Consider the following 26,918-nt stretch of genomic DNA (forward strand, 5'->3'; position numbering starts at 1 on the left):
GATGCCCGGTTGATGCTGTCTGGCCCGCAGGCCACTGGTGTCACGATAGTTGCTCGGCCTCAGAGCCAAACATACCAATTTCGCCGTCGCCCATAATCGGCCGTTATTATGACGACGGACGCGGTGCGATTGCATTTCCGACCGTTCACCCGAGCGCATAGCCCGTGAAATCCATCCCGAGCGCCTTCTCGACGATCGGATAGACACTGGGATCCGTCACGCTGGAACTCAGCGGGATGCGATCCTTGGCAATGCGCAGGATCGAGAGCTCCATGCCCTCGGTGACATGCCCGACGCTGACGGGCCGGCCATCCGCATCGAGCGTGGTGATGACATCGGGATAGCTCGCAAGGCGCGCGCCATCGAGATCGGTCACCGCCATGTATTCGTTCATGACATGGAGAAGCCGTGCCGCAGCGCCGGAGCCGACCTGGATGGTTCCGATGTCAAAGGCCTCGCTGGTGTACTGCACCGCCTTGCGGACGACAGTCCCGCGCCCGATGATCGCTCCACCGGCCTCGTCGCAGATTGCGTCGATGATCGCGGGACCGCCCTTGGGCGTCGCGGCCAGGATGCGCTCGCCCAGCGTCAGCGCCATGGAAATGCCGCCGAGCGCCGCGTGCTTGCGCACATACGCGGCCGGAACCGGATTCCGGCAGGACGCGATGAACCCGCCCGACATGTCCGAGGCCGTGCGCAGGATCGGCGAGACCTTCCCCGTCGCGCCACGCGTCACCAGCTCGATATAGGAATTCTTCGCGCGATTGCCGCCGACAGCCGTCTGGATCGTTGCCTCGGGGCTGTTGGCAAGGCCGATCGACCCCATGTCGCCGGTGGGATGGGCGCGGATGTCACCAACGGCGTCGATCACCTTTACGCCCAGGAGGGCGCTCGGCAGCCAGGCATTGAGTGTGCTCGACATCCCGTTCTGGCCGATGATCAGGCCATAGACAGGCTTGCCCAGCGCCTCCTGCAACAACTGGACGGCCCGGACGTAGTCGACGCCCTGCATCTCCCATTCCGTCGTGCCGGCAGGGGCGCCGATTGCGGCCGCCGTCGCGATGATCGCGTCGTCCGGCGCCTCTTCGATCGAAACCAGTTCCGGCCGACCGGCCATCACCGCTGCAGTCCCCAGCATGCGCCCATGCTCGGCCCAGCCGCCGCCGCCAGCGGCAAAGATCGAGCCGCCGGCAATCGCCGCCTCGACATCCCCAATTGTCAGAAAACGTCCCATCGGTCAGCCTCGAATCAGCCTCGAATGCCGGCAGCCCGCCGGGCCGTGACGAACTTAGATGGCTGTACGCCCAAGCGAACATGCTAATTCGGCGGGGAGTCATAACCGGATGTTATTCGCACGCATGCGACCGAACCTGCCGCGACGCCACCCCGCCTACCGGGTGCGCGCCGGAGGCCGGCGGCAGTGCCTTAACATAAGGTTATGGAACCCCGACAATAAGTGATTGGTAAGGCATGAATTCGCGCTGTTAGAGTTTTGTCGCTGGGGTGGCAGGATTGTTGCAAGCGACAGGCGCGGCGATCGCGCCCCCCAGCGACAGCATCTAACGGGAGCAGGATGATGAAGTTTTTGTCGGTCAAGGCGGCGCGCACGGCCGTTCAGGGTATCGCCATGGCGGCGCTCCTTGTCACCCCGGTGCTCGCCCAGGACGCCGATCATCCGGCCAATGAGAAGCTGAAGGTGGCTTGCGACCTCGGCTTTGCCCCGTTCTGCTTCAAGACGGCGGCCGGCGAGACCACCGGTTTCACGTACGACATGTCGCTGGCGCTGGCCCAGAAGCTGGGCCGCCCGGGCGTCGACGTCACGGACTCGAACTTCTCGGCGATCTTCGCCGGCCTCTTCTCCAAGCGCTATGAGATGATCCCGGCGCCGACCAACATCACGCCGGAGCGCGCGCAGCAGATGCTGTTCAGCGAGCCCTATATGCCGACCGGCCTCGGCTTCCTCGTCAAGAAGGGCGGCAAGATCGCCAATCTCGAGGATCTGAAGGGCAAGGCGCTGACGGTCAACAATGGCAGCATTTCCGACAAGTGGCTGACCGACAACGAAGCCAAGTACGGCTACACGGTCCAGCGCTACAACAAGAATGCCGACGCGGTGCAGGCCGTGATGATCGGCCGCGCCTTCGCCAACGTCGCCGATGCGCCGGTCTCGCGCTATGTCTCGACGCAGACGCCTGCTGCCGAGGTCGCGTTCGTGCTCGATAGCGGTCGCAATTTCGGCATCGCCTTCCGCAAGGAGGACGCCGCATTTCGCGCCAAGGTCGAGGACGCCCTCGAATGCATCAAGACGGACGGCACTCTCGCCAAGATCCATGAGAAGTGGTTCGGCGTGAAGCCGGACGCCTCGTCCTCCTCGGCGAAGATCTATCCGGGCGTCGGTGCTCCGGACTTCGAGGGCTACGACGCGACCGAGCACAAGGCCGTCTGTAAGTGACGTCAGCGACCGCAATCACGCCTGCATCCGCAGGCCCGATCGTCGCCATCGACGGTCTGCGGAAGAGCTTCGGCAATGTCGAGGTCCTGCGCGGCGTCGATCTCAGGGTCGCCCAGGGCGAGGCCGTCGTGATCGTCGGCTCGTCCGGCTCGGGCAAGAGCACCTGCCTGCGCTGCATCAACCGGCTGGAAGAGCCGACCGCGGGAACCATCCGCGTCGGCGGCGAGGAAGTGACCGGTGCGAAGGTCGATCTCAACCTGCTGCGCCGGCGCATCGGCATGGTGTTCCAGGGCATCAACCTCTATCCGCACAAGACCGCCCTGGGAAACGTGACCCTGGCGCTGCGCAAGGTCGCAGGCCTGGGAAAGGCCGAGGCCGAGCAGAAGGCGCGCCACCATCTCGAACTGGTCGGGCTCGCGCACAAGGCCGACTCCTATCCGGCGCAATTGTCGGGCGGCCAGCAGCAGCGCGTCGGCATTGCCCGCGCCATGGCGCTGGAGCCGCAGGTGATGCTCTTCGACGAGCCGACCTCGGCACTGGACCCTGAACTCGTGGGCGAAGTTCTGAACGTCATGGTCCGCACCAAGGAGATGGGCATGACCATGATCGTCGTGACACATGAGATGCATTTCGCGCGCGATGTCGCTGATCGCGTCGTGTTCATGGATCATGGCGCCGTGCTGGCGGAAGGCACGCCGGAAGACATTCTGGTCTCGCCGCAACATCAGCGCATCCGCGACTTCGTCACGCGTTCCAGGGCCTGACGGCACGTCATGGACCAGATCGTCCGCTATTTCTTCGATTTCTCGCTGATGTCCGCCTATTGGCCGGATATCCTGCGCGGCTTCCTCATCACCATCGAAATGTCGATCCTGACGGTGCTGATCGGCGTGCCGCTCGGCCTCGCCATCGCGATCCTGCGGCTCTACGGCTTCAGGCCGCTGAACGCGCTGATCATCCTCTACATCGATTTCTTCCGCTCGATCCCGCAGCTGGTGCTGATCGTGCTGGCCTATTTCGCGCTGCCCTCTTTCGGGCTGATGCTGAGTCCGTTCACCGCCACTGTCCTGGCGCTGGCGATCGTGCTCTCAGCCTTCTCCGAGGAGATCTTCTGGGCCGGCATCAGTGCGGTCGCCAAAGGCCAGTGGGAAGCCGGGCGCTCGACCGGCCTCGGCTTCAACCAGACGCTGGTCCATATCATCCTGCCGCAGGTCGTGCGCATCTCGATCCCACCCCTGACCAATCGCGCGATCGGCATCAGCAAGGGCACGACGCTCGGCTCGGTCGTCGCCGTCCCCGAACTGCTCAATGTGACATCGAGCATTCAGTCGAACGTCGCCAATCCGACAGCCCTCACCGTCGGTGCGCTGCTGTTCCTCGCCCTGTTCCTGCCGTTCGTGCGCTTCACGCGCTGGCTCGAACGCGCCTACGCTCATCCGAGGTCGTGATGGACGAACTCGTCACGACATTCCTCAATATCGACGTCCTCCGGGAAGTCTGGCCGCTGCTCCTGCAGGGCTTCTGGATGACGCTCGCGCTCGCCGCAGTCGCCGTGCCACTGTCGGTTGCCTGCGGTGTCGCCATCGCGATGGCGCAGGATTCGTCGAACAGAGCGCTGCGGATGCTGCTGGTCGCCTATGTCGACGTCATGCGGGCGATCCCGCCGCTGGTGCTGCTGATCTTCATCTTCTTCGGCCTGCCCTTCCTCGGGCTGAAGCTCAACGAGTTCACCGCCGCAGTACTGGCGCTGACCCTCAACGGCTCCAGCTATTTCGCCGAGATCTTCCGTGCCGGCATCGAGTCCGTGCCGAAGGGGCAGCGCGAAGCGGCACGCTCCACCGGGCTCACCTGGCGCCAGAGCATGACCTATGTCGTGGTGCCGCAAGGTGCGCGCAATGTCCTGCCCGACCTGATCAGCAACACGGTCGAGCTGGTGAAACAGACCTCGATCGCCTCGGCCGTTGCCCTGCAGGAACTGCTGCGTTCCGCGCAGCTCGCCCAGGGCCTTCTGTACAACCCGACACCGCTGGTTGCGGTCGCGATCGTCTATTTCCTGATGTTCTGGCCGTTCGTCCGGATGGTGTCGCGCCTGCAGCACAGGGCCGTCGCGCAGGCCGGATGATCGTCAACCCGCGTCCAGCCATCTGTGTTTGCATCGGGAACAGCCGCGTCAGGCGGTTGGGGCTGGTCTCCGCAAGGAGGATGTCGCCGTTCGGCGCGAGCCACATGCCATGGGCACCGTTCAGGACCGGACGACAGCGGCCGAGCAGGCCCCCATCCGGCGTCAGCAGGCTGAGCGTGGGAATCGAGTCGCAGACATGGATGCGATCGGCGGCATCGGCGACGACATCTTGCGGGCGCAGAAACCCATCCCAGACGGCAAGCAGATCACCGTTGGCCGTGAAGGCCTGCACACGGCTGTTCTCGCGATCGGCGACGATCACGCGGCCATCGCTGAGAACGCAGAGGCCATGCGGCGTCAGGAACGCGCCCGGCGCCGTGCCGACGGAGCCCCAGCTCGACAGATGCCGCCCAGCGCGATCGAACCGATGCACGAGCGCGTGGCCGTAGCCATCCGCCACGTAGAAGCCCCCGTCCGGGGCAAAGGCGATGTCGCTGGGATGATTGAACGGCGCGCAGGGCTGATGCGTCTCCCCGATCTGGCGCCGCACGGTGCCATTCCAATCGCAGAACAGGATGCGGTGGGCATCACGATCGACAATGGCGATCACGCCATCGGGGCCTGCCGCGATCTTGTGCGCATCGAAGCAGAGGCCTTCGCCCCAGCTCGCGATGCGGTGCCCCTCGCCCGAGAGAACCACCACGCAGGGGCCCGGAGCGTCGACCGCGACGTCGGACCGCAGCAGCACGTAGACGCGACCTTCGGCATCGCTCGTAACGTCGGTGATCTTTCCGGCTGTTTGGCCAAGGTCGCCCCATGGCCGCTCGACGCCAAAGCTCCGCTCGCCCAGCCGGACGCGCAATTCCGTCTTCATCATCCCCTCGAGACTGCGGCGCAGCCGCGCCGGCTTGTGAATGGCGAGCCAGCCGCCAGAACCGGAGAACTGCAATGAGCGATTTCGATCTCGTCATCCGTGGCGGAACGACGGTGACCGCGACCGACATCTCCGTTTGCGATGTCGGCGTCAAGGATGGGTTGATTGCCGCGATCGGCGCCGGCCTGCCTCGGGGCGACACCGATATCGAGGCGAAGGGATTGCTGGTCCTTCCGGGCGGGGTCGACACGCATGTGCATCTCGACCAGCCCTTCTCGTCCGGCGCCGATATCGCCGACGATTTTGCAAGCGGGACAGCATCGGCTGCGGCGGGTGGGACGACGACGGTCATCTGCCACGCGCCCCAGACGCGCGGCGGATCGCTCACCGAGGCCGTTGCGGCCTATGCCGTGAAGGCAAAGCAGGCGCGCATCGATCACGGCTTCCACCTGCTGATCAACGACCCGACCCCTGAGGTGCTCGAGCGGGAACTGCCGGCGCTGGTGGAAGCGGGGCATCGCTCCGTGAAGGTGTTCATGACCTATGAGAGCAACCGTCTCGCCGATGCGCAGATCCTGCAGACGCTCGCGGCGGCGCGGCGCGCCGGAGCGCTCGTCTGCGTGCATGCCGAACATCATGAACTGATCGGCTGGCTGACGCAGGCGCTGCTGGCGGCAGGGCTGAGCGCGCCGAGGCATCTCGCCTGGGCGAAGCCCATGGTGGTCGAGCGCGAAGCGACGCACCGCATTCTGGCGCTGGCGGAGGCGCTCGACACTCCGGTTCAGGTCTTCCACGTCTCGGGCGCGCAATCCGGGGAGGAGGTGGCGCGCGCCCGGGCCCGCGGCCAGAAGGCCTGGGCCGAAACCTGCACCCAGTATCTCGTGCTCGGTGAATCCGACATGGACCGGCCGGGCTTCGAAGGGGCGAAGTTCATGATCTCGCCGGCCCTGCGCCCGCCGGCCGACCGCGAGGCCCTGTGGCAGCTCATCCGCGACGGCGTCATCGACATCGTCTCATCCGATCATTCGCCGCTGCGTTTCGACGATCCGCGCGGCAAGAAGCAGCACGGAGAAACCGCCCCCTTCAACAAGATCCCGAACGGCGTCCCCGGCCTGGCAGCGCGCTTGCCCATCCTCTATTCCGAGGGTGTCGCCAAGGGACGAATCGACCTGCGCACCTTCGTCTCCCTCGTTGCGACCAATCCGGCACGCCGCTTCGGGCTTGCCCCGCGCAAAGGGTCCATTGCGATCGGCGCCGACGCCGATATCGTCCTCTTCGATCCGACCAAACGCGTGCGCCTGACCAATGCGCTGCAGCACCATGGCAGCGACTACACGCCATATGAGGGGCTCGAGGTTCAGGGATATCCCACCGCGACTTACCAGCGCGGCCAGTTGATCTTCGACGGCACCACTGTGCTGGCGCAGCCTGGTGCCGGACGGCAAATTGCGCGACCGGCCTATGCGGAAATCGCCCCCACGGGACGTTTCCCGACGCCGTTCAATCCGTTCGAATAGACCTGGTTCTGGTGTGCCAGAACCTCATGGGTCGCTTCCTCCGCGGATCGCCCAATATCAGGCACGCAATTCAGGGTGAGTTCAACGCCGGATAAGACTTGGGCGCAATGTCAACGCTGTCCGAGCGTAAATCGATCACCGCGCTCGGACAGCCGCTTCACTATGAACGGGACCTGGCGATTGCACAGGCCGAAATACGATCCGTCATTCGGCTGCTCCACTTGCATCTTCCGTTTAGGACCTGCGCGCCAACAAGTTCTTTCGCGCACTTACACATCATTCCCTTCTTAATATATGGATTTGTTTGAGAATTTGCAGAATCTACGGTTAAGATGACAGCAAACAAGGCAAAAGCAGCAGCCAATTTCATCTAAGGCGTCCCCCTGGTGGTATTACGTCGCATTCTGCAACACGCACACATTGATCATGTCCAGACAATTTGATTGTCATGGTTTCTTCGCACACCTCTCCCTGAAGGCCGGACGAGGCATCAGCCTGCATGTCGGCGCTAACGCAAATGCTGGAGAAGACCGCCCGGTCTGCTGGTCACGGGGGATGTCGCCCGAGATTCATAAGGTCGAGCCTACACTTCCGGCATGTTGCGCTGGTTCAAAGCGTGGATATTGATTTTTACTTTGCCGGCTTTGCTCGATCGCAAGAATCCGTTTTGCCAAGCGAGCCGCGAGTCGCCTGGCGTGATCGCACGGCGATCGCCTGAGCCTGGGTTGCAACCGGACGCACCACTGTCCGGACTGCAAGGGCCGCGTTCTCGTGGTCAATCTCCCTCGATGAGGCCCGCAGCGCGGCGGATATCGCCGACCACCTGCTTCACCGCCATGTTCTGGCGAACAACCGTCTTTCCGGCCTCAACGAGCAGTTCGACCTGCTCGCGCGGCAGCGAGAGCCGCGTTTCGACCCGGTTCAGGTGGGACGCGACGTTCGGTTCCAGGTCAGAGAATTCGAGGTGTTCGATCTTGAAATCGACCTTGCGGCAATCCCAGCCTTCGGTGCTGCCTCGAATCCGACGCACGGTTTCCAGCGGCAACCCGCAACGATAGCGAACCACCCGCTCCTTCCACCCGTCGACGGCAAACTTCAACGCGTCGAGACCATGGCGAGACGAGGAGGTCATGCCGGTATCGATCGCTGCTTCGACGAGGGGCCCCAGCCAGGGGCCATTGATCGAGGCGCCCCAATCCTCCGTCTGGCCCCGGCCGGCATCGGCAACGATGAACAGGAAATGGCGCAGCTTCACGGCCTGCTCCGCCGAAATTGGCCCGTGCGGGGTCTGGGATGCGCTTCTTTCGAGTACAAATCCCGTGATACCCAGATTGTCCGTCAGCCCGCCATCCATCAGCCGCACAAACTTGATGCCGTCTTCGGCATGATAGGACTGCAATGCGTTAGCATATGCCGTCAGTCGCGTGGATGGGTTGGAACCGCTCAGCGCCTCCTTCAACCAAGTGGGACGGCGGTAGCCGCAATCCTGTTTGGTGGCAGCCAGCACGACGGGCGCAAAGACGACCGGCGCGGCGGCCGAAGCCGCCACGGCATCCGAAATCTTCAGCTTGTCGAGATCGCTGCAGAGAGCCGCGAAAGTATCGTAATCGAATATAAATGGCGTTCTATTGTAGATATCCGAGGCGGTGATCCAGACGGACGGCGCATTCGTCCATTTGAAACGCGTAAAATCGGCCCCATCAAACAGATTATCGTTCAACCAGCGTGCAAAGGTATTGCGGTCATTCACGCCGCCAGCCAATGCCCGAGACAGGCTGAATGGTGACGCCAGCGATGTTTGCATGCTCGTTTCTGCATGCTGAAACAAGAAGCGAGCATCGAAATCACGGTAGTCGTCGCGGCCACGATAACCGAAATAGGCCGCGGTGATGGCGCCTCCGGAGACCCCGGAAATCATGCGGACGTTGTCGATCATCGTGCGTCGATAAGGCTTCTGATCGACGACGATGTCGTCAAGCGCACGCAAGACGCCATAGGAAAACGCCGAAGCGCGGACGCCGCCGCCCGAGAAGGCGAGGCCTATGACCATCGAGCCGTCATCGCCGGGATCGGGGACGAATTCCGGCGACGGTGGCGGCGCCTTCTCGGCATGGCTATTGATGGGCCCAACATCCGCAGCCGAACAGGCGGTGAGGATGAGCGCAGCCATCAGCCAGATGGCTCTTGCGCCCTTCGCGGCAAACATCCTCATTCGCTCCCCGCCACCGCCGCATGATGTCTGCTTGCGTATCTGACATCCCGGCTGATAGCCGATTCGATCCAGCCGCTCGATCGAAATTGCCGGCTACGGCGACGTCCGGCGTCGCGATCCAGGCTTCGCCCGCGCCGGTGACAGGCACAGCCTCGCTCATTCATGAATGCCCGCCCCATTGCCGATGTGAGGGCAGCCCCAGCAGGTTGCCGCGCCCTCACGCGTGACAGCCGCCCCATTGGGAGCGGCTGTGCCTAAAACCGAATGCTGCCCCGGCGGCCTCGCCAATTGGCCCGACAGGTGCGCTTAAGTCGCCTTACGGGCAGGGACCTGTGAAACGGCGACCGCTCCTGTCCTGGAAGATGCAGTTGTTCGGGGTCGTCGCCCGGCCGACGACCGCACCGGTCACGCCACCAGCAAGGGCTCCGATAGCGGCACCACGTCCGCCGCCCGCAATCCCCCCGATGAGCGCACCACCGCCAGCGCCAATTGCGGCGCCGCCAAGCGTGCGTTGCGATTGAGACTCAGGGTTGCAGCCTGCCAACACAAGGCCGAGGCCGACGAAGCCGGCGAACGTGATCGAACGGATCATTAAGGGGCTCCTTGTTCAAGGGTTTGCGCGATTGCGAACGCTTCAATCTAGGCCAAGCCGTCGGACGCGCCATCGCAGAGCGTCCCAAACTGTGTGCATGGCGTTCCTTGCCTCTCCCAATCGAGGGTTGAACGGCCCGCTTGGCACGCATACGCTTGCCGGCTGCCCGCCCGCCGGCAGAAGCTCGCGCCAAGCCCGCGGCGCGCCTGACACGGTTCGAGCCTGTGACCTTCGCTTTCCTGGGTCTCCCTCGATCGCAAAATCCCGAAGCAGTCGTGATCGGCTATCCACCTTCCCACGATTACGCCCGTAGCTCAGCTGGATAGAGCGTTGCCCTCCGAAGCTGGGAATGCGCGGCCGGCGCGACCTGAATTCTCTTATAGATTCAAACAGTAAGGCGTGTGTCAGCGCCTCTGAGGCCAAACACGCTAATCCACGGCACAACCCCGCCACTTCTAGTGATTTGATCGGATACGCGATCGATCAGCCAGATCGCAGGCGGCGCCGCCATCACCAGCGTAATAGCAATGGCGGCGGCTCGGTGATCAAGACTTCGCAGCGAGCTCTGCAGGAACGAGCTTAACGCCATGGTAACGATCGTAAATCTCGACGAGCTTGCCGTTCTTGAGATTAGTAGTGACCCATTCGTTGAGCTTGGCGGCCAGTTTCGGCTCGTTTTTGCGGAAGGCAATGCCGAGTGGAAACCCCTTCATCACGAACTTCGTGTCGAGATCGAGCTTGGGGTTGTCTTTCCTAAGCTGGTTCAGGAGGGGTAGCGAAGTTGCGTAGATGCCCAACTGGCCAGAGGTGATGGCCACCGTTGAGGTCGGATCGTCCTCAAACCGGGTGATTTTGACATCCTTCACATTGGCCGTGCCGCGGGTCAGTTCCTGGTCGTTGACCGTGCCGCGCGTGACAGCGATGCCGCCCTTGTCTCCGAGGTCAGCATACGACGCGATCTTCATCGCCTTCGGTGCTGCAACAACACATTGCAGTTCAGCATACGCGGTCGAGAAGTCGATGACCTTCTTGCGCTCTTCCGTGATCGAAAGTGCGGAGATCACCATGTCGGCTTTGTTCGCGAGCAGAAACTGCACCCGGTTCGGGGTCGAGACCTGCACGATCTCGAGCTCCACGCCGAGATCCTTGGCGAGTAGCCGGGCGGTTTCGACATCCGAGCCCGTCGGCTTGAATTCGGAATCCATCATGCCGTGTGGCGGGTTGCCAAGATCGATCGCAACCAGGAGCTTCTTGCGCTGCATGATCGCATCGAGCGTGTCAGCGAAGGCAGGAACGGCAGAGAGCCCGGCGAGGCTGAGCCCGAAAAGGCCGGAGAGCAGGACGGTAGCTGAGCGGCGGTTCATGGTGACGTTTCCTCAGGTGAGATGGCAACTATTCTTGTTGGAGCCGTCGTGTCGCGGCCTTGGTCGGTCAAGCCGGTTCTAGAGGCCAGCTCCGACGAAATTCTTCAGCTCTGGCGTCGAGGGGGAGCGCAGAATCTCTCGGGATCCGCTCTCGTGGATCAGGCCCTGGTGCATGAAAATAATCCGGTCCGCGATTCGCGCGGCGAATGCCATTTCATGGGTCACCAGCAGCATGGTCATACCCTGCTTGGCGAGTTCCTCGATCACCTTCAGCACCTCGCCGGTCAGTTCAGGATCGAGCGCAGAGGTGACTTCGTCGAAGAGCATGACCTGCGGGTGCATCGCCAGTGAACGAGCAATTGCAACGCGCTGCTGCTGACCGCCGGAAAGCTGCTCCGGATAAGCATCGATCTTTTCGAGCAGGCCAACTTGCGCCAGGACATCGCGGGCCAGTTCATGGGCCTTGCGACGATCAGCCTTCTTCACCCAGCGCGGCGCAAGCGTGATATTTTGCTCGACTGTCAGATGCGGGAAAAGATTGTAGCTCTGGAAGACGATGCCGACATCCTGGCGCAGCTTCCGCAGGTTAATATTTGGATCGCTGACGGCGTGACCGCAGACTGTGATCGAGCCCCGGTCGATCGTTTCCAGTCGATCGATGCAGCGCAGTGCCGTCGACTTACCTGAGCCACTACGGCCGATCAACGCCACAACCTGTCCCTTGGGGATCTCGAACGACACGCCCTTCAGGACCGGCACGGCCCCGAAGCTCTTGTGGACGTCGCGAAAACTAACGATGGGCGACATTGAGTTTTCTCTCGAGGCGCCGGCTCAACCAGGACAGCGGATAGCAAAGCGCGAAATAGAGCGCTGCGATCACGAGGTAGGTCCGAAATGGCTGAAACGTGGCGTTGTTGATGAGCTTGCCGATGTAGGTCATTTCGGCCATGCCGATGACCGAGGCGATCGAGGTGTTCTTGACGATCTGCACCATGAATCCGACCGTCGGCGGCGTCGCGATACGCAGCGCCTGCGGCAGGATGACGAGCAGCATCCTCTCCCAGCGCGCCAGCGCCAGGCAATCGGCTGCCTCCCATTGAGTGCGTGGCACTGCTTCCAGACAGCCGCGCCAGATCTCGCCGAGATAGGCGGCCGAGAACAGCGTCATCGCAATGCAGGCCGCGGCCAGCGGCGGCATCTCCAAGCCAAGGACTGGCAGTCCGAAGTAGAGCACGAACATCAAGATCAGCAGTGGCGTGCCCTGGATCAGGTTGACGTAGGCGAGCGAAATGCGCCGGACGATGGCGCTTTCCGAGATCCGCGCCAACGCGACGCCGAAGCCAACAAGGCCGCCCGCGAGAAAGCCAACCAATGACAGGAACACCGTCCAGCTTAGTCCGCTCAACAGAGCGGCCCAATGGGCGGGCGAAAGGCCGAGGAGCGCGGCCATCACAGTGGTGTCCCTAGGCGCCGGCGCCGTGTGAACGCGAATTGCCCCAAGGCCCAGAACATCCCGCGCATCAAGAAGGAGAGCGCGATATAAAGCGCGGCAACGACAAGGAAGACTTCGAAAGGGCGAAAGGTGTCGGACTGAATGCGGCTGGCCGCCGCCGTCAGTTCCTCGGCCGAGATCTGCGAAGCGATGCTGGTGCCGAGCATCAGCAGCACATACTGGCTCGCCAGAGCCGGATAGACCTTCTCAATCGCGGTCGGGAGCACGATCGCGGCGAGAACCTGCCAGCGCGAGAGCGCAAGACAATCGCCAGCCTCGACCTGTCCGCGATGGATCGACTCGATGCCGGCGCGAATGATCTCGCTCGAATAGGCGCCGATATTGATCGTCAGCCCAATCACCGCCGAGGTCGTGGCGGAGAATTTCAAGCCGAGCGAGGACAGGCCGAAGAACACCACGAAGAGCTGCACCAGTAGCGGCGTGTTGCGGATGATCTCGACATAGAGGCCAACCAGCCCGCGCAGGATGCGCGAGCGGCTGGTGCTAGCGACTGCACAGGCGGTGCCGAGCAGAAAGCCCAGTACGGTCGCCATCAGTGCGAGCTGGACGGTGAGCACGAGGCCCTCCGCCAGCATCGGCCAATAATCCCTTAGAAAGGAGAAGTCGAAACTGTAGTTCATGGCTGTGGGGCTTTGCCCGTTTTCCTTGGGTTTCCTCAGGCGTCTTGAATCAGGCCATGAACTGCCCGCCGTTGACCTCGAGCACCTGGCCGGTGACATAACCGCTAAGCTTGTCGGAGGCGAAGAAGAGATAAGCGCCGACGCAATCCTCCGGCGTGCCAATCACGGCCATCGGGATCGTTTTGCGCATGCCCTCGAGGATTTCGGGAGTCGAATAGCGCTCATGGAACGGCGTCGAGATCACGCCGGGCGAGACGCCGTTGACGCGGATATTGGCGCCGGCGAGGTCCTTGGCGAGGTTGCGCGTCGCGTTCAGCACGAAAGCCTTGGCGCCGGCATACAGGAGCGCGCCGGGGCCGCCGCCATTGCGCGCGGCGACCGAGCTCGTGTTGATGATGCTGCCCCGGCCGGCTTTGCGCATATGGCGCGCGGCCACCTGCGAAGCGACAACGACCGAACGGACGTTGAGATCAAGCACCCGGTCGTAGATCTCGTCGTCGATATCGTCGAGCGGGACGCGCTTCACCAGCGCTCCGGCATTGTTCACGAGCACGTCGAGCCCACCGAGCCCAGCCGCCGCTTCGTCGACGATGCGTGCCGCTTCCTTCGACTTCGACACGTCGCCGCCGATCAGGATGGCGGTTCCGCCCGCGGCCTTGATCTCGGCGAGCAGGGCCTGTGCTGGCTCCTTGCTCTGGTTGTAGTGGACTGCCACGGCTGCGCCGCGCTCGGCATAGGCTTTGGCGACAGCCGCGCCGATTCCGGTGCTGGATCCTGTCACCAGGATACGCTTGCCCTTAAGGTCGTCGATCATTGGTTGCTCCTTTTGCCGCAGGCTCAGGCTGCGAAGGCGGGGTAGCGGCTGGGGAAGGTCTGGCCGGCTGCGTCCAGCGCTGCGCCCTCCGCGAAGGCCGGGCTCTGCGTCCACGGCCGTGCCATGGCGTCGGTCATCTTGTTGATCTCGGCGAGATAGCCCGCCCCCTCGGTGGCGAGCGCGTGCTCCATCGCCGCGAGATCGGGATAATGCTGCTGGAAGGCCTGCCACCAGATCGCGCGCCCGGCGAGGAAGCCGTTGGCGCCCGCCTTGAAGGCGTAGTGCAGCACGCGGCGGAACTCTTCCATGCCAGCGCCGGCTGAGAGCATCACCCAAGGCTTGTCGATTAGCTTGCCCATCTGGTCGAACCAGGCCTGCGCCTCGGCGACATCGGCGCCGCCACCGGCCGGGTCAGGCAACTGGTTCGCCGCCAGCGGGCTCTCAAGCTTGTAGATGTCGACGCCATATTCGGGTGAGGCGAAGTCGCGCACACTCTGCAGCACGAGTTCGGGGCGTTTGTCCTTGTGCTCAATGTAGTCGGTGGTGTGGTCCGACGCACCGGCGAAGGGAAACACCAGCAATTCGAGCAGGAAGGCGAGATCATAAGCCTTGCAGGCGGCACCAACTTCGCGGACCAGCCGGTGCTGGTGCTCACGCACGTCGGCGGCGCAATCGGGACGATACCAGAGCAGCAGCTTCACACCCTCCGCTCCGGCACGCTTGATCTTGTCGACGCCCCAGCCCTTCATGACGTGCGTCTTGCGGCCGCCGGTGCTCTCCTCGAAGGCAAAATCCTCGAGTGTCAGCAACAGGCCCGGCTCGGCCGGCAGCGCGTCGAAGACATGGCTGTAGCCATAGTCCGGATCGATCAGCACCGCGGTGCTGTCAGGCGCAAGCGCCTTGACCAGGGCGCGTTTGACGCCACCGACGCGCTCATAGCTCGCGGAGCCCGCCCCGAGCTTCTGGTCGATTGCCTTGATGATGGGAGGGCGCTGGTCAGCCGCCATCATCTTGAAGCGACCTTGAGCGTCGGAAAGACGGCGCAGCGAGCGATACTTCCCGGCCGACAGGAAATTGGTCATGCGAAATCCTTGGTCGTGGTGATGGTAGAAGGTTGCCTGGCGACGAAATCCGAGACTTCGTCCGCAGTTGGGATGCTGGCGCCACCGCCCCATCGCGTGCATTTCACCGCTGCGACGAGATTGGCGAAACGCATCGCCTCGCGCGCCGGCAAGCGGCGTGCAACAGCAAGTGCGAAGGCACCGTGAAAGACATCGCCCGCGGCGAGCGTGTCGATCGCGCGGATTGGGATGCCTGGTTCCCGATGGAAGCCCAAGGCGTCGACCCAGCAAGCTCCACCTTCGCCGAGCGTGACGCCGACCAAATCGTGGCCGCCGGCATCGTAGATCTGGCGCAGACCGGTCTCCGTCTTGATTTCTGTGCTCGTCATCTGGGCAAGAGCCGGCTCGGAGAAGACGACATGGCTCGCGAGCGGCACGAGTCCGGCGAGCGCAGACGGGTCGGAGGTCAGATCCGCGTCGAGGATGGTTGGCCTTCCGAGCGCATTCGCTTGAGCGATGACCGCACGCGAAGCTGCGGGCCAGCGGACATCGGCGAGCACGGCATCATAACGGGCAATGTCGTCAAGCGGCAGCCAGGAGGCATCAGTATCGAGATTCGGATCGGCGAAGACGAGCAGCATGCGCTCACCATCCTGCGTAACACCAACGGCAGAGATGCCCGAGCGCGCATCGTCGACGCGACGAACGCGCGACACATCAACCTCGCTGCGACGCAGATCGGCTACAATCCGGTCTCCCTGCATGTCATTGCCAATGCGCGCCCAGAGCGTTGCCGCGCCACCCTGTCGAGCAATGGTGATCGCCGCATTTGCTGCCGGACCGCCAGCAGCGGAGGCAAAGTCGGACGCGAAGATCTTGGTCGGCCTGGTTGGAAAAGCCGGCAAAGCAAAAATTTCGTCATAGACGGCTACGCCGACGCACAGGACGGAGGTCATGTCGGGCAAGCACCATGCCGATTCCGCGGCGCCCTGTATGGCGCGCGCGGACGGGCCGAGAAGCCAATCTCGCTGTTCATCATCCACCGCTCAGAACGTTTCCAATATCGGATTTGTATTCCGTATTCCGGAATTTGATCCGTCTTATCCGTTCCGAATTGTGGATGTCAATTCCGATTCTCATCCGTCGCACAAACGTCTATAGGTCACCTGAGCGGACCGTTGACGACCCCCAGAGGGAAGATGGATGCAGGCACAGAACAAGTCGGCGTCTAGACCCGAAAAGGCGGGAGGCAGCGCCGTTCCCGCCGAAGCCACGAGGGCATCCGTTGATTCTGCAGACCAGCGCGGGTCGCTGAAATCGATGCAGAAATTGATGGCCGTGCTCGACTGCTTCTCACGTTACGACCGTTCACTGAGTCTCGCCGAGATCTCGGAACGCTGCAAAATGCCAAAAACGACGGTGCATCGGCTGGTCACGAGTCTGCGCGAGGCAAAACTTCTCGAGCAGGATAAGGGCCGCGATCGTTATCGTATGGGCATTCGCTTGTTTGAGCTTGGAAGCATAGTGCTGGCCAATCTCGATCTGCATCGCGAGGCTCGCGCCCTCGTCGAGCGGCTTGGCGACATCAGCGGGGAGTCGGCGCATTTGTGCGTCTTCGACGGCACCAACATGGTGATTATCGAGCACCGCGAGCCAGGGGGGAACAGCGTCAACTGGACGACCACCTTGTCGATCTCGCCTTCTTATTGCACCGGCGTCGGCAAGGCGGCCCTCGCCTTTCAGGAACCAGCGACGATTGAGAAAGTGATCCGCCAGGGTCTACTGCCCTATACGCCAAACACGCTCACCGACCCGGATGCTCTGCGGAAAGATCTCGCGGAGACTCGTGCTCGTGGCTACTCGATCGATGAGGGCGAGCATCAACCGACGGTTCGCTGTGTCGCGGCGCCAATCCGAAACGCGTCCGGTCACGTCTTTGCCGCAGTCAGCGTAACTGGGCCGATGGATCGCGTAACGCGTGAGCGAGTGCCTGCGCTTGCTGAATTGGTTACCGCGACAGCGGCGCAACTGTCGCGGCAGGTCGGCTACGAGCCGCCCATCGCAACCTCCGAAGTTGAGAGATCGAAGTGATGGGTCCGAACGATCTCAGAGGCGTCATCGTTCCGCTTACCACTCCGTTTCTTGATGATGGCGAGATCGACCGAAACGCCTTCTGCGAACAGATCGAATGGATGATTGGTGAGGGTGTCGACGGGTTGGTCGTTGGTGGGAGCACCGGTGAAGGCTTTGCGCTGGATGAGGCGGAAGCAGTCGTCCTTTCGCGCCTCGCCCTCGATGTGACCCGAGGACGCGTGCCGGTCATGACCAGCATCATGGCCGACAGCACGAGGTCAGCAGTCCGGCGGGCTTGCCTGCTTGCGGAGCTTCCGATCTCGGGTCTACAGATTGCTCCGCCCCACTATATCTTTGCGCCCAGTGACGACGGGCTCATCTCGTTCTACGGCGAAGTCGGCGCGGCGACGCCGCTCCCGATTGTCATCTACAACGTCATCTCCTGGGCCAATGTCCGCCCGGAGGTTGCCGCCAGGATCATCGACACGGTCGCGACAGTTAGCGCCGTCAAGCAAAGCGACAAGGATCTTGGCACTTTCGCCGATCTCGTGCGCGAGGTGGGACCGGAACGAGTGTTCGGAGCGATCGATGGCTCGCTCATGAGTTGCTACGACCTCCAGATCGCAGGCTCGATCGCCGCCATCGCCAGCGCGGCCCCCCGCGCCAATGTCGCTCTGTTTCGGGCGGTTCAGGACGGCGATCGTGTAAGAGCTCTAACCCTCAACACCGGTCTTTGCGATCTTTGGCGACACCTCGCGGCGGGAAATCTGCCAGCGCGGGTCAAGGCCGCTCAGACGCTCCAGGGGCGCGCGTCGGGATGTCCACGTGCGCCTATGGCTCAAGTTGGGTCCGACGATATCGCGTTGATCCGCGCGGCGATCGGCCGACTTAACGCTCTATAACTCTTGACGAGGCGGGGGAGGCAAGGGCTTTGCCCAACCCCTCCAAAGCATCGTTGGGGGAAAGGCCCTGCTGAGATCGGTATAGACATGCCACTCTCGAGTGAAGAAGGCTCGCGTCGATATTTGCCACGTTATCCGATGAAGCAGTGGCAATGAAATTAGAAACCGGCCGGGTTTTCGGATTTGAGGTCCAATGCTCGAGAGGCTTTTTCGATTGGAGAGAAAGTGGACCGGCTCGTGATCCTCACGAGCGTCAATCTCCTGTTCAGCACAGGAGCTCTCGTCCTGCTACTGTCGCGCACTCTATGACGACGTGCGGATCATCGACCACGGCACGCCCGGCTTATGGCCGCTGCTCAGCTTCATTCTCCCGCGCGCTGGACGTCGTTCCAATGAGCCGCCAGAACCACTGTCTTCGTCATCGACGGGACTTCTAAAAGCGACGATTGCTGTCGATGGAACCCCACGTACAGCGTCATCTCTTTAGTCCGCCTGCCTGCCGATCGCCGGTCAACGAGCCGCCCCGTGCGTTTATTTCCCCCGGCCCGAATGCCCGAGGACTCTAGGCGCGGCCGACCATCCCTGAATGATATCCTGTCTTCGAATCAACGAAGCAGGTGCCAGGAGTCTCAACCTTGAACAGCATTCCCGGCGGACGCTTTGTCGTGCTCGACTTCGAGACAACCGGCCTCAGCCCGGCCATGGGTGCTCGTGTGATTGAAGTATCAGCCCGCGAAGTGCTGGATGGTCGAGCAGGCCACGAGTTCCTCACCTTCGTCGACCCAGGCGTTCGCGTGCCTGCGGAGATCACTCAAATCACTGGCATAACCACTGCAATGCTGAGCGGCGCACCGACCTCGGCTATGGTCATGCGTCAGCTGACGTCCTTCATTGGATCATCGCCCGTGGTTTGCCACAATGCGGGTTTCGATCGAAAATTTTACGAGCATGAGGCGAGTGAATTCCTTGAGGGGCGGCCCGTTCGCACTCTTTGCACTCTGCTGTTGGCTCGGCGCATGTTTCCGGGCCGGAAAAGCTATCGACTGGGCGGCCTTATCGAAGAGATGGGCATTTCGTCCCCTGGACGGCTGCATCGAGCGAGTGCAGATACGTTCGTGACCGCGCACCTATTCGATCGCATCTGCGCAGACGCACGCTCTTATTGTCGCCCCGAGCATTTCGATGATGACGTGCTGCACCGGCTGCAGCGTGTCCCGGCTGCGGGAGCGCGTGACTGGCTGGCGGAGTTGGGTAGCCCTGACGCAAAATCGCACTGCAAATTTGGATCAGCCGGTGCTGTCGCGCAGAACATCGGCTCGGTGAACTAACCCAAAATGAGTTCCTGCTCCTGGACCATCGTCGGCTTCGATGCCGCATGGACGGACAACGCGGCGGCTCCTGGTGCTGTTTGTGCAGTTTGATCCGACTCACAGGGCCGGAGCTCGTCCTCAGATCCGCAGCTGGCTCCTCGAACCGAATTCCCGCAGGTCGGAGGACCGTCCGGCGAAGCTCGCGGCATGAGGTTTGCTTGGTGGCGATCAACGCCATCTGGAGGGTTCCCATGCGCCGATCGTTTCCGAAAACTGCTTTCGTGCTCGCCATCCTGCCCGCTCTGCACGGTGCCGCCTGGGCGCAAGGCACATTGCGGATCGGAATGACGGCGTCCGACATCCCTCTGACCACTGGCCAGGCCGATAATGGCGGCGAGGGCATGCGCTTCATGGGCTATACGGTCTATGACGCGCTGATCAATTGGGACCTGTCGAGCGCGACCAAGCCTTCCGATCTCGTGCCCGGCCTGGCGCTGAGCTGGGGGCTCGACGCGGCCGATGCGACCAAGACCAAATGGCTCTTCAAGCTGCGCCCCGGCGTGAAATTCCATGACGGCTCGGCCTTCACGGCCGACTCGGTGGTCTGGAACCTCGACAAGCTGCTGAAGAACGACGCTCCGCAGTTCGACCAGCGCCAGTCGGCGCAAGGCAAGTCGCGCATCCCGGCCGTGGCATTCTACCGTGCCGTCGACCCGATGACGCTCGAAATCGTCACCAAGTCGCCCGATGCGACGCTGCCCTACCAGATCGCCTGGATCCTGATGTCGTCGCCGGCGAACTGGGAGAAGCAGGGCAAGAGCTGGGACAACGTCGCCAAGGCGCCCTCGGGCACCGGCCCGTGGAAGCTGGCCAGCTTCGTGCCGCGCGAGCGCGCCGAGATGGTGCCGAACCCGGACTATTGGGACAAGCTGCGCGTGCCCAAGCTCGATAAGCTCGTGCTGATCCCGCTGCCGGAGCCGAATGCCCGCGTCGCCGCGCTGCGCTCCGGCCAGGTCGACTGGATCGAGGCGCCGGCACCCGACGCCGCCAAATCGCTCACCGGCGCCGGCTTCAAGATTGTCACCAACGCCTATCCGCATAACTGGACCTGGCATCTCTCGCGCGCCGAGGCCTCGCCCTGGAACGATATCCGCGTGCGCAAGGCGGCCAATCTCGCGGTCGATCGTGAGGGCATGAAGGAGCTTCTCGCCGGCATGATGATCCCGGCCGAGGGCTTCTACCCGCCGGGCCACCAATGGTTCGGCAAGCCGACCTTCAAGCTCGAATACAAGCCGGAAGAGGCCAAGAAGCTGATGAAGGAAGCCGGCTATACGCCGGAGAAGCCGCTCGTCACCAAGATGCTGATCTCGCCCTCGGGCTCGGGCCAGATGCAGCCGCTGCCGATGAACGAGCTGGTGCAGCAGAACCTTGCCGATATTGGCATCAAGGTCGATTTCGAGGTGGTCGAGTGGAACCAGCTCATCAACATCTGGCGCGCCGGCGCCAAGGACCCGAGCTCGCGCGGCGGCACCGGCATGAACTACACCTACTTCATCCAGGATCCGTTCACCGGCTTCATGCGCCACCTGCAGTGCAACCTGGTGCCACCGGCCGGCACCAACTGGGGCTATTACTGCGACCCGGAGATGGACAAACTCTTCGACCAGGTTCGCACCACCTTCGATCCGAAGGATCAGACCGCGATCCTGCAGAAGATTCACGAGAAATACGTCGACGAGGCGCTGTTCCTGATGGTCACGCACGACGTCAACCCGCGCGCCATGACGGCCAAGGTGAAGGGCTTCGTTCAGGCCCAGAACTGGTTCCAGGACTTCTCGACGATCACGATGGACAAGTGAGGGCCGACGGCATGGCCGCTCCCGGTGGCCGCGCCATCCGTCCGGAGGGTTGCCGTTGCTCCTCTATGCCCTGAAACGACTCGTCTATGTGCTGCCGGTCGCATTCGGCGTCAGCATCGTCTGCTTCATGCTCGTGCACCTGGCGCCGGGCGATCCGCTGACCGCGATCATGCCGATCGACGCCACGGCTCAGCAGCAGGCCGAGATGCGCGCGGCCTACGGCTTCGACAAGCCGCTGCCGGTCCAATACGGGCTCTGGCTGTGGAAGATCTTCCACGGGGATCTCGGCAGTTCGATCGCGTCCGGGCGCCCGGTTGCATCTGAGGTCGGCCGTGCCGTCGGCAATTCGCTGATCCTGGCCTCACTCGCGACGCTGATCGGCTTCGGCTTCGGCGCCTTCTTCGGCTTCGTCGCCGGCTATTTCCGCGGCAGCACGCTCGACCGGCTGGCCTCGCTGGTCTCGATCCTCGGCGTCAGCGTGCCGCATTATTGGCTCGGCATGGTGATGGTGATCGTGTTCTCGGCGCTGCTCGGCTGGCTGCCCTCGACCGGCGCCGGGCCAGGCGGCTCGACCGCCTGGCGGCCCGACTGGGAGCACCTGCGCTACATCATCCTGCCCGCAATCACGATGTCGGCGATCCCGATGGGCATCATCTCGCGCACCGTCCGCGCGCTCGTCGCCGACATACTCTCACAGGAATTCGTCCAGGCGCTGCGCGCCAAGGGCATGGGCGAATGGGACGTGTTCAAGCATGTCGTGCGCAATGCTGCGCCGACGGCGCTGGCCGTCATGGGCCTGCAGCTCGGCTACCTGCTCGGCGGCTCGATCCTGATCGAGACCGTCTTCGCCTGGCCCGGCACCGGCTTCCTGCTCAACACCGCGATCTTCCAGCGCGACCTGCCGCTGCTGCAGGGGGCGATCCTCGTGCTCGCGCTCTTCTTCGTGGGCCTCAACCTTATCGTCGACGTGCTCCAGACCACGCTCGATCCACGCATCCAGCGAGGCTGAGCTTTAATGTCCGCAATCGACGCCGGAGCAATCGTTACCGTCAACCCCGTCAGGAGCGAGGGATACTGGTCGAGCGTCGGCCGCCGGCTGGTGCGCGATCCCGTCGCGATGCTCGCGCTCGCGCTGATCCTGCTGATCGTGCTGGCCGCGATCTTCGCGCCCTATATCGCGCCCGCCGACCCGTTCCGTGGCTCGATGGTGCGGCGGCTGCGACCGATCGGGACGCCGGGCTATCCGCTCGGCACCGACGAGCTCGGCCGCGACCTGCTCAGCCGCCTGATCTATGGCGGCCGGCTTTCGCTGTTCATGGGCGTGACCCCGGTCCTCCTCGCCTTCATGGTCGGCTCGTCGATCGGCATCTTCGCGGCCTATGTCGGCGGCTGGGTCAACACGGTGGTGATGCGGGTCATCGACGTGTTCTTCGCCTTCCCCTCGGTGCTGCTGGCGATCGCGCTCTCCGGCGCGCTCGGCGCCGGCATCCTCAATTCGATCGTCTCGCTCACCGTGGTCTTCGTGCCGCAGATCGCGCGCATCGCGGAATCGGTCACGACCCAGACCCGCAACCGCGATTTTGTCGAGGCTGCGCGCATCTCCGGGGCGCGCACGCTGACCATCGTGCGCGTGCATGTGCTCGGCAATGTGCTCGGGCCGATCTTCGTCTATGCGACCAGCTTGATCAGCGTCTCGATGATCCTCTCCTCGGGCCTGTCCTTCCTCGGCCTCGGCGTGAAGCCGCCCGAGCCGGAATGGGGCCTGATGCTGAACACGCTGCGCACTGCGATCTACTCGCAGCCGCTGGTCGCGGCGTTGCCCGGCGCGATGATCTTCATCACCTCGATCTCGTTCAACCTGTTCTCCGACGGGCTACGCGGCGCGATGGAGGTGCGGCAATGAGCAAGGTTTCCGTGGCGAACGACCCGCGCGATCGCGGCGGTGCCGGCACGCCGCTCCTCGATGTGCGCGGGCTGGTCAAGCATTTCGGTGGTAAGGGCGGGCTGTTCGGCCGGTCGGGCAGCGTCGTCCGCGCCGTCGACGGCATCGACTTCTCCGTCGCCAAGGGCGAGACGCTCGGCATCGTCGGCGAATCCGGCTGCGGCAAGTCGACCACCGCTCGCCTGGTCATGCAGATCATCAAGCCGGACGCCGGCGACATCCTGTTCGACGGCGAAGCGGTCGGCTCGGCCGCGCTCGACCTGAAGGCCTTCCGCCGCCAGGTCCAGATGGTCTTCCAGGACAGCTACGCCTCGCTGAACCCGCGCCTGACGGTCGAGGACACCGTCGCATTCGGACCGCGCATCCATGGTGCCTCGACCGCAGCGTCGATCGCCAAGGCGCATGACCTGCTGCACAGCGTCGGGCTGGAGCCGCGCCGCTTCGCCGGGCGCTATCCGCACGAGATCTCCGGCGGCCAGCGCCAGCGCGTTAACATCGCCCGCGCGCTTTCGCTCGATCCCCGCCTGCTCATCCTCGACGAGGCGGTCTCGGCCCTCGACAAGTCGGTCGAGGCGCAGGTGCTCAACCTGCTGCTCGATCTCAAGCGCGACTTTGGCCTGACCTATATGTTCATCACCCACGACCTCAACGTCGTGCGCTTCATGTCGGACCGGATCATGGTGATGTATCTCGGCAAGGTCGTCGAGGTCGGGCCGTCCGAGCCGATCTTCGAGAAGCCCGGCCACCCCTATACCGCGGCGCTGCTCTCCTCGATGCCGTCGGTGGACCCCGACAACCTCACCGAGGAGGCGCCGCTGACCGGAGATCCGCCGAACCCGATCAACCCGCCGAGCGGCTGCCGCTTCCATCCCCGCTGCAGGATGGCCTCGACTCTGTGCAGCCACGCCGAACCCGAACTGGCCGAGGCCAGTCCGCAACATCTCGCGGCCTGCCATCTCGTCGGTCCGCAATCCGGCCATCCGAGGTTAGCCGCGGCATGAACAGCACCTTGCCCCCCATCGTCGAGGCCAGGGACCTGACCGTCGATTTTGCGGCGGGCCGCGGCATGATCCGCGCCGTCCGCGGCGTCGACCTCTCGCTGAAGCCGGCCGAGACTCTGGCGCTGCTCGGCGAATCCGGCTCCGGAAAAAGCGTGACCTTGCGTGCGCTGATGCGGCTCCATCCGAAATCCGCGAAGATCGGCGGCACGATCCAGGTCGATGACGCGGACGTGCTGGCGCTCGCGCCTTCGGCCCTGCGGGCCTATCGCGGCAAAACCGTCTCGATGATCTTCCAGGATCCGAGCCTCGCCTTCGACCCGGTCTACCGCATCGGCGACCAGATCGCCGAGACGGTGATGCGCCATGAGGGCGCCTCGCGGGCTGAAGGCCGCAAGCGCGCGCTCGAACTGTTCGAGCGCGTCCGCATCCCCTCGCCGGAGCGCCGCCTCGACAATTTCCCGCACGAGATGTCCGGCGGCATGCGCCAGCGCGCCATGATCGCGCTCGCGCTCGCCTGCCGTCCCAAGGTGCTTTTGGCCGACGAGCCGACGACCGCGCTCGACGCAACCGTGCAGATCCAGGTCCTGCTGCTCCTGCGCGAATTGCAGCGCGAGTTCGGCCTCGCCATCGTCTTCGTCACGCATGACATCGGCGTCGCCGTCGAGATCGCCGACCGGATCGCGGTGATGTATGCGGGCTGCATCGTCGAGAGCGGCACGTGCAGGGACGTCATCCGCAACCCGTCGCACCCCTATACGCGGGGCCTGCTCTCTTCGCGGGCGCACGGCACCCTGGGCAAGGACGAACGGCTGAAAGCGATTCCCGGCTCGCCGCCCGACCTCTCGGCCCCTCCGCCCGGCTGCGCCTTCGGCCCGCGCTGCGAGCACTTCATCGATAGCTGCGCCGCCGACATCCCGCCCAACGTGCCGGTCGATTCTCTGCACAGCGCGCGCTGTTTCCGGATTGGCTCATCGCCACCGCCACACCCGCGGCGCGCCCGACACGGTTCGAACGCGTGACCTTCGCTTTCCCGGGTCTTGCTCGATCGCAAAATCCCTCGTCGCCGAAGCAGTCGTGATCGGCTATCCACCTTCCCACGGATTGCGCCCGTAGTTCAGCTGGATAGAGCGTTGCCCTCCGAAGCTGGGAATGCGCGCCCAGCGCTTCTCGGATCTTCCTTATTCGTCATCAGGTTCGGCATAGGAATTCCGCCCGGACACTGATCCCAGTGACGATCGGCACGATCGCGCCACAACGAGTAGAAATCCCCCGATCGATGTGGGCGCAATGTCGGCGATCGCAGGCGAGCCGGCACCGACAAGGGCGCCAGCCGCCTGATGAAGTCAGCCTGTGAGCGCGACCCGGTCTTGCCCAGCACAGCTGCCGACGAGTGCCGCAGGCGCGCCAACCTTCTCGAAAGAGTCCAGGCTGGCCTGCGCACGCTGCATTTGCAGCTTTGCTGCGTAGCTCAGCTGGATAGAGCGTTGCCCCCGAAGCTGGAAATGCGCGGCCGGCGCGACCTGAATTCTCTTATAGATTCAATCAGTAAGGCGTGTGTCAGCGACTGTGAGTTTGATCACACGCATCCTCGGCACAACCCCGCCACGTCCAGTCATTCGCTGGGCCAGCTGGCCGGCAGACTGGCTGCATCCTGTTGGCCCCCGGACCAAGTGGATGCATGCAGAGAATGTTGGCGCGTCCCTGGTTGTCCGCAACGGAATCAGCAGATTTTATGTTCTTGCATTCGGGGTCAGAGCTTGAAATCCTGGTCGTTCGCGCTGCGGCTGGGTGGGGAACGCCTGAAGGAGGAAGCCGATGCGGCAACCAGCATTGGACAAGCCGATCATGGTCTCGGGCCATAATGTCGAGCTTGGGGACGCGCTTCGCGAATTCGTCGAGCGCAAGATCGAGGAGACCGCCGGGAAATACTTCGGGCGGATCACCGAGACGACAGTGCAATTCAAGAAGGCGGGAGCCTTCTACGCCTGCGCAATCCGGTTCCGCTCGCGTGGCTTGCAAAACCTCGCCGCCGAGCATGAGAACGTCGAAATCTACGCTGCCTTCAACATCTGCCTCGAAAAGCTCTCGAAACAGCTTCGCCGCGCCAAGCGCCAACTGCGCGAGGACAAGGCGCAGCGTCCCGACAAGGTCGCCATGGTGAATGAAGGGCTGCGCGCACCGCCGCTTCCGGCCTCCGATCTCGGCGAGGAGGAGAGCTACAATCCCGCCGCCGTGCCCACCGATCCCTATGCAAAGGCACTGATGCAGGCGAGCAAAGCCGACATCGAAGCCCGCCACACAGATCCCCGCCGGGACGCCGTTGAGTAACGCCGGCCCCTACGAGCGGATCGCACATCGAGCGCGGCAATCAGGGCGCGCTGGTCGTCGGAGGGCGGCAGCTGGAAGCCTCCCTGCTCGATATTATGACATTGAACGGAGGAACATGGCGCAGCAGGACGCCGCCATAAGACGGCCGAGCGCCCCTCTCGGAGAGCCGGGCCACTTTGGGGAGGGGAGCCCGCCGGTCTACCCACAACAGGGCTACGGTAGCGATCGGCGGGCTCACATTGGAACGGTGGCGAAGAATTGCTGGAGGGCGCGGGGCGCAACGTCCTGGCCTGGCAGCGACTCGTGAAGCCCCCGAACGATGCGAGCGAGCCATTCTTTCCTGCTCACCTCGTCGCCCACGA

At 63.4% G+C, this 26,918-nt stretch carries 24 protein-coding genes and 1 pseudogene; 14 read left to right on the forward strand and 11 right to left on the reverse strand.

Annotated features, from left to right (window positions below; all coding sequences use genetic code 11):
* Window positions 1–145: 145 nt before the first annotated feature.
* The gene (locus tag FG93_RS15415; RefSeq protein WP_043235804.1) at window positions 146–1,234 is read right to left on the reverse strand and encodes a DUF917 family protein; all 1,089 of its coding nucleotides are present in this window, start codon (window positions 1,232–1,234) and stop codon (window positions 146–148) included.
* Between the two features lie 342 nt (window positions 1,235–1,576).
* On the opposite strand from FG93_RS15415, the gene FG93_RS15420 reads away from it, so the two are divergent.
* Genes FG93_RS15420 through FG93_RS33600 form a run of 4 tightly spaced genes read left to right on the forward strand, consistent with a single transcriptional unit; the run spans window position 1,577 to window position 4,574 of the window.
* Window positions 1,577–2,452, forward strand: a complete 876-nt coding sequence (locus tag FG93_RS15420; protein WP_043235916.1) for an ABC transporter substrate-binding protein — start codon at window positions 1,577–1,579, stop codon at window positions 2,450–2,452.
* Window positions 2,449–3,216 (forward strand): amino acid ABC transporter ATP-binding protein, encoded by a 768-nt coding sequence (locus tag FG93_RS15425; RefSeq protein ID WP_280114143.1) that lies wholly within the window; start codon window positions 2,449–2,451, stop codon window positions 3,214–3,216. Before FG93_RS15420 ends, FG93_RS15425 begins: the two co-directional genes overlap by 4 nt.
* 9 nt (window positions 3,217–3,225) lie before the next feature.
* A complete protein-coding gene (locus FG93_RS15430; RefSeq protein WP_043235806.1) occupies window positions 3,226–3,900 on the forward strand; it encodes an amino acid ABC transporter permease in 675 nt (224 codons plus the stop codon).
* Window positions 3,900–4,574 (forward strand): amino acid ABC transporter permease, encoded by a 675-nt coding sequence (locus tag FG93_RS33600; RefSeq protein WP_043235807.1) that lies wholly within the window; start codon window positions 3,900–3,902, stop codon window positions 4,572–4,574. Before FG93_RS15430 ends, FG93_RS33600 begins: the two co-directional genes overlap by 1 nt.
* 319 nt (window positions 4,575–4,893) lie before the next feature.
* Here the strand turns inward: FG93_RS33600 and FG93_RS34040 are convergent.
* A pseudogene (locus FG93_RS34040) lies at window positions 4,894–5,451 on the reverse strand (hypothetical protein); the annotation flags it as partial.
* 71 nt (window positions 5,452–5,522) lie between these two features.
* Here FG93_RS34040 and hydA point away from each other — a divergent pair.
* Window positions 5,523–6,965 (forward strand): dihydropyrimidinase, encoded by a 1,443-nt coding sequence (gene hydA / locus FG93_RS15445; protein ID WP_043235812.1) that lies wholly within the window; start codon window positions 5,523–5,525, stop codon window positions 6,963–6,965.
* 775 nt (window positions 6,966–7,740) lie between these two features.
* On the opposite strand, the gene FG93_RS15450 is transcribed toward hydA, so the two are convergent.
* From FG93_RS15450 to FG93_RS15490, 9 genes are all read right to left on the reverse strand, one after another.
* A complete protein-coding gene (locus FG93_RS15450; RefSeq protein ID WP_043235813.1) occupies window positions 7,741–9,171 on the reverse strand; it encodes a patatin-like phospholipase family protein in 1,431 nt (476 codons plus the stop codon).
* A gap of 322 nt (window positions 9,172–9,493) precedes the next feature.
* On the reverse strand, window positions 9,494–9,769 hold the full coding sequence (locus FG93_RS15455; protein ID WP_043235816.1) for a YMGG-like glycine zipper-containing protein: 276 nt from the start codon (window positions 9,767–9,769) through the stop codon (window positions 9,494–9,496).
* Between the two features lie 545 nt (window positions 9,770–10,314).
* The gene (locus FG93_RS15460) at window positions 10,315–11,133 is read right to left on the reverse strand and encodes a transporter substrate-binding domain-containing protein (RefSeq protein ID WP_043235818.1); all 819 of its coding nucleotides are present in this window, start codon (window positions 11,131–11,133) and stop codon (window positions 10,315–10,317) included.
* Between the two features lie 78 nt (window positions 11,134–11,211).
* Window positions 11,212–11,940 carry an amino acid ABC transporter ATP-binding protein gene (locus tag FG93_RS15465; protein WP_043235820.1) on the reverse strand — a complete coding sequence of 243 codons (729 nt, stop codon included), beginning with the start codon at window positions 11,938–11,940 and terminating at the stop codon, window positions 11,212–11,214.
* Window positions 11,924–12,583, reverse strand: a complete 660-nt coding sequence (locus FG93_RS15470; protein WP_043235823.1) for an amino acid ABC transporter permease — start codon at window positions 12,581–12,583, stop codon at window positions 11,924–11,926. The genes FG93_RS15465 and FG93_RS15470 overlap by 17 nt, the downstream gene beginning before the upstream one ends.
* A complete protein-coding gene (locus FG93_RS15475; protein WP_043235825.1) occupies window positions 12,583–13,266 on the reverse strand; it encodes an amino acid ABC transporter permease in 684 nt (227 codons plus the stop codon). The genes FG93_RS15470 and FG93_RS15475 overlap by 1 nt, the downstream gene beginning before the upstream one ends.
* Window positions 13,267–13,315: 49 nt before the next feature.
* Window positions 13,316–14,080, reverse strand: a complete 765-nt coding sequence (locus FG93_RS15480) for an SDR family NAD(P)-dependent oxidoreductase (protein ID WP_081881571.1) — start codon at window positions 14,078–14,080, stop codon at window positions 13,316–13,318.
* A 23-nt stretch (window positions 14,081–14,103) separates the two neighbouring features.
* Complete coding sequence (locus FG93_RS15485; protein ID WP_043235827.1) at window positions 14,104–15,162, reverse strand: tagatose 1,6-diphosphate aldolase; 1,059 nt, start codon at window positions 15,160–15,162, stop codon at window positions 14,104–14,106.
* Window positions 15,159–16,097, reverse strand: a complete 939-nt coding sequence (locus tag FG93_RS15490) for a PfkB family carbohydrate kinase (RefSeq protein WP_052513811.1) — start codon at window positions 16,095–16,097, stop codon at window positions 15,159–15,161. The genes FG93_RS15485 and FG93_RS15490 overlap by 4 nt, the downstream gene beginning before the upstream one ends.
* 247 nt (window positions 16,098–16,344) lie before the next feature.
* On the opposite strand from FG93_RS15490, the gene FG93_RS15495 reads away from it, so the two are divergent.
* The 9 genes from FG93_RS15495 (at window position 16,345) to raiA (ending at window position 26,556) form a co-directional block, all read left to right on the forward strand.
* Entirely contained in the window at window positions 16,345–17,232 is an 888-nt protein-coding gene (locus tag FG93_RS15495; protein WP_081881572.1) for an IclR family transcriptional regulator, read from the forward strand.
* Window positions 17,232–18,116 carry a dihydrodipicolinate synthase family protein gene (locus tag FG93_RS15500; RefSeq protein WP_043235831.1) on the forward strand — a complete coding sequence of 295 codons (885 nt, stop codon included), beginning with the start codon at window positions 17,232–17,234 and terminating at the stop codon, window positions 18,114–18,116. The genes FG93_RS15495 and FG93_RS15500 overlap by 1 nt, the downstream gene beginning before the upstream one ends.
* Window positions 18,117–18,751: 635 nt before the next feature.
* Window positions 18,752–19,444 (forward strand): PolC-type DNA polymerase III, encoded by a 693-nt coding sequence (locus tag FG93_RS15505; protein ID WP_152579451.1) that lies wholly within the window; start codon window positions 18,752–18,754, stop codon window positions 19,442–19,444.
* Between the two features lie 233 nt (window positions 19,445–19,677).
* Complete coding sequence (locus FG93_RS15510) at window positions 19,678–21,285, forward strand: ABC transporter substrate-binding protein (protein ID WP_043235832.1); 1,608 nt, start codon at window positions 19,678–19,680, stop codon at window positions 21,283–21,285.
* Between the two features lie 55 nt (window positions 21,286–21,340).
* A complete protein-coding gene (locus FG93_RS15515) occupies window positions 21,341–22,294 on the forward strand; it encodes an ABC transporter permease (protein ID WP_043235835.1) in 954 nt (317 codons plus the stop codon).
* Window positions 22,295–22,300: 6 nt separating this feature from the next.
* Window positions 22,301–23,188, forward strand: a complete 888-nt coding sequence (locus FG93_RS15520) for an ABC transporter permease (RefSeq protein WP_043235838.1) — start codon at window positions 22,301–22,303, stop codon at window positions 23,186–23,188.
* Window positions 23,185–24,228 (forward strand): ABC transporter ATP-binding protein, encoded by a 1,044-nt coding sequence (locus FG93_RS15525; RefSeq protein WP_043235839.1) that lies wholly within the window; start codon window positions 23,185–23,187, stop codon window positions 24,226–24,228. The genes FG93_RS15520 and FG93_RS15525 overlap by 4 nt, the downstream gene beginning before the upstream one ends.
* Window positions 24,225–25,247 (forward strand): ABC transporter ATP-binding protein, encoded by a 1,023-nt coding sequence (locus tag FG93_RS15530; RefSeq protein ID WP_052513813.1) that lies wholly within the window; start codon window positions 24,225–24,227, stop codon window positions 25,245–25,247. Before FG93_RS15525 ends, FG93_RS15530 begins: the two co-directional genes overlap by 4 nt.
* Before the next feature lie 796 nt (window positions 25,248–26,043).
* Window positions 26,044–26,556, forward strand: a complete 513-nt coding sequence (gene raiA / locus FG93_RS31245; protein ID WP_081881573.1) for a ribosome-associated translation inhibitor RaiA — start codon at window positions 26,044–26,046, stop codon at window positions 26,554–26,556.
* The last annotated feature ends 362 nt before the right edge of the window (window positions 26,557–26,918 follow it).

Source organism: Allobosea sp. LC85, from assembly GCF_000735605.1.
In the GTDB taxonomy this organism is placed as follows: domain Bacteria; phylum Pseudomonadota; class Alphaproteobacteria; order Rhizobiales; family Beijerinckiaceae; genus Allobosea.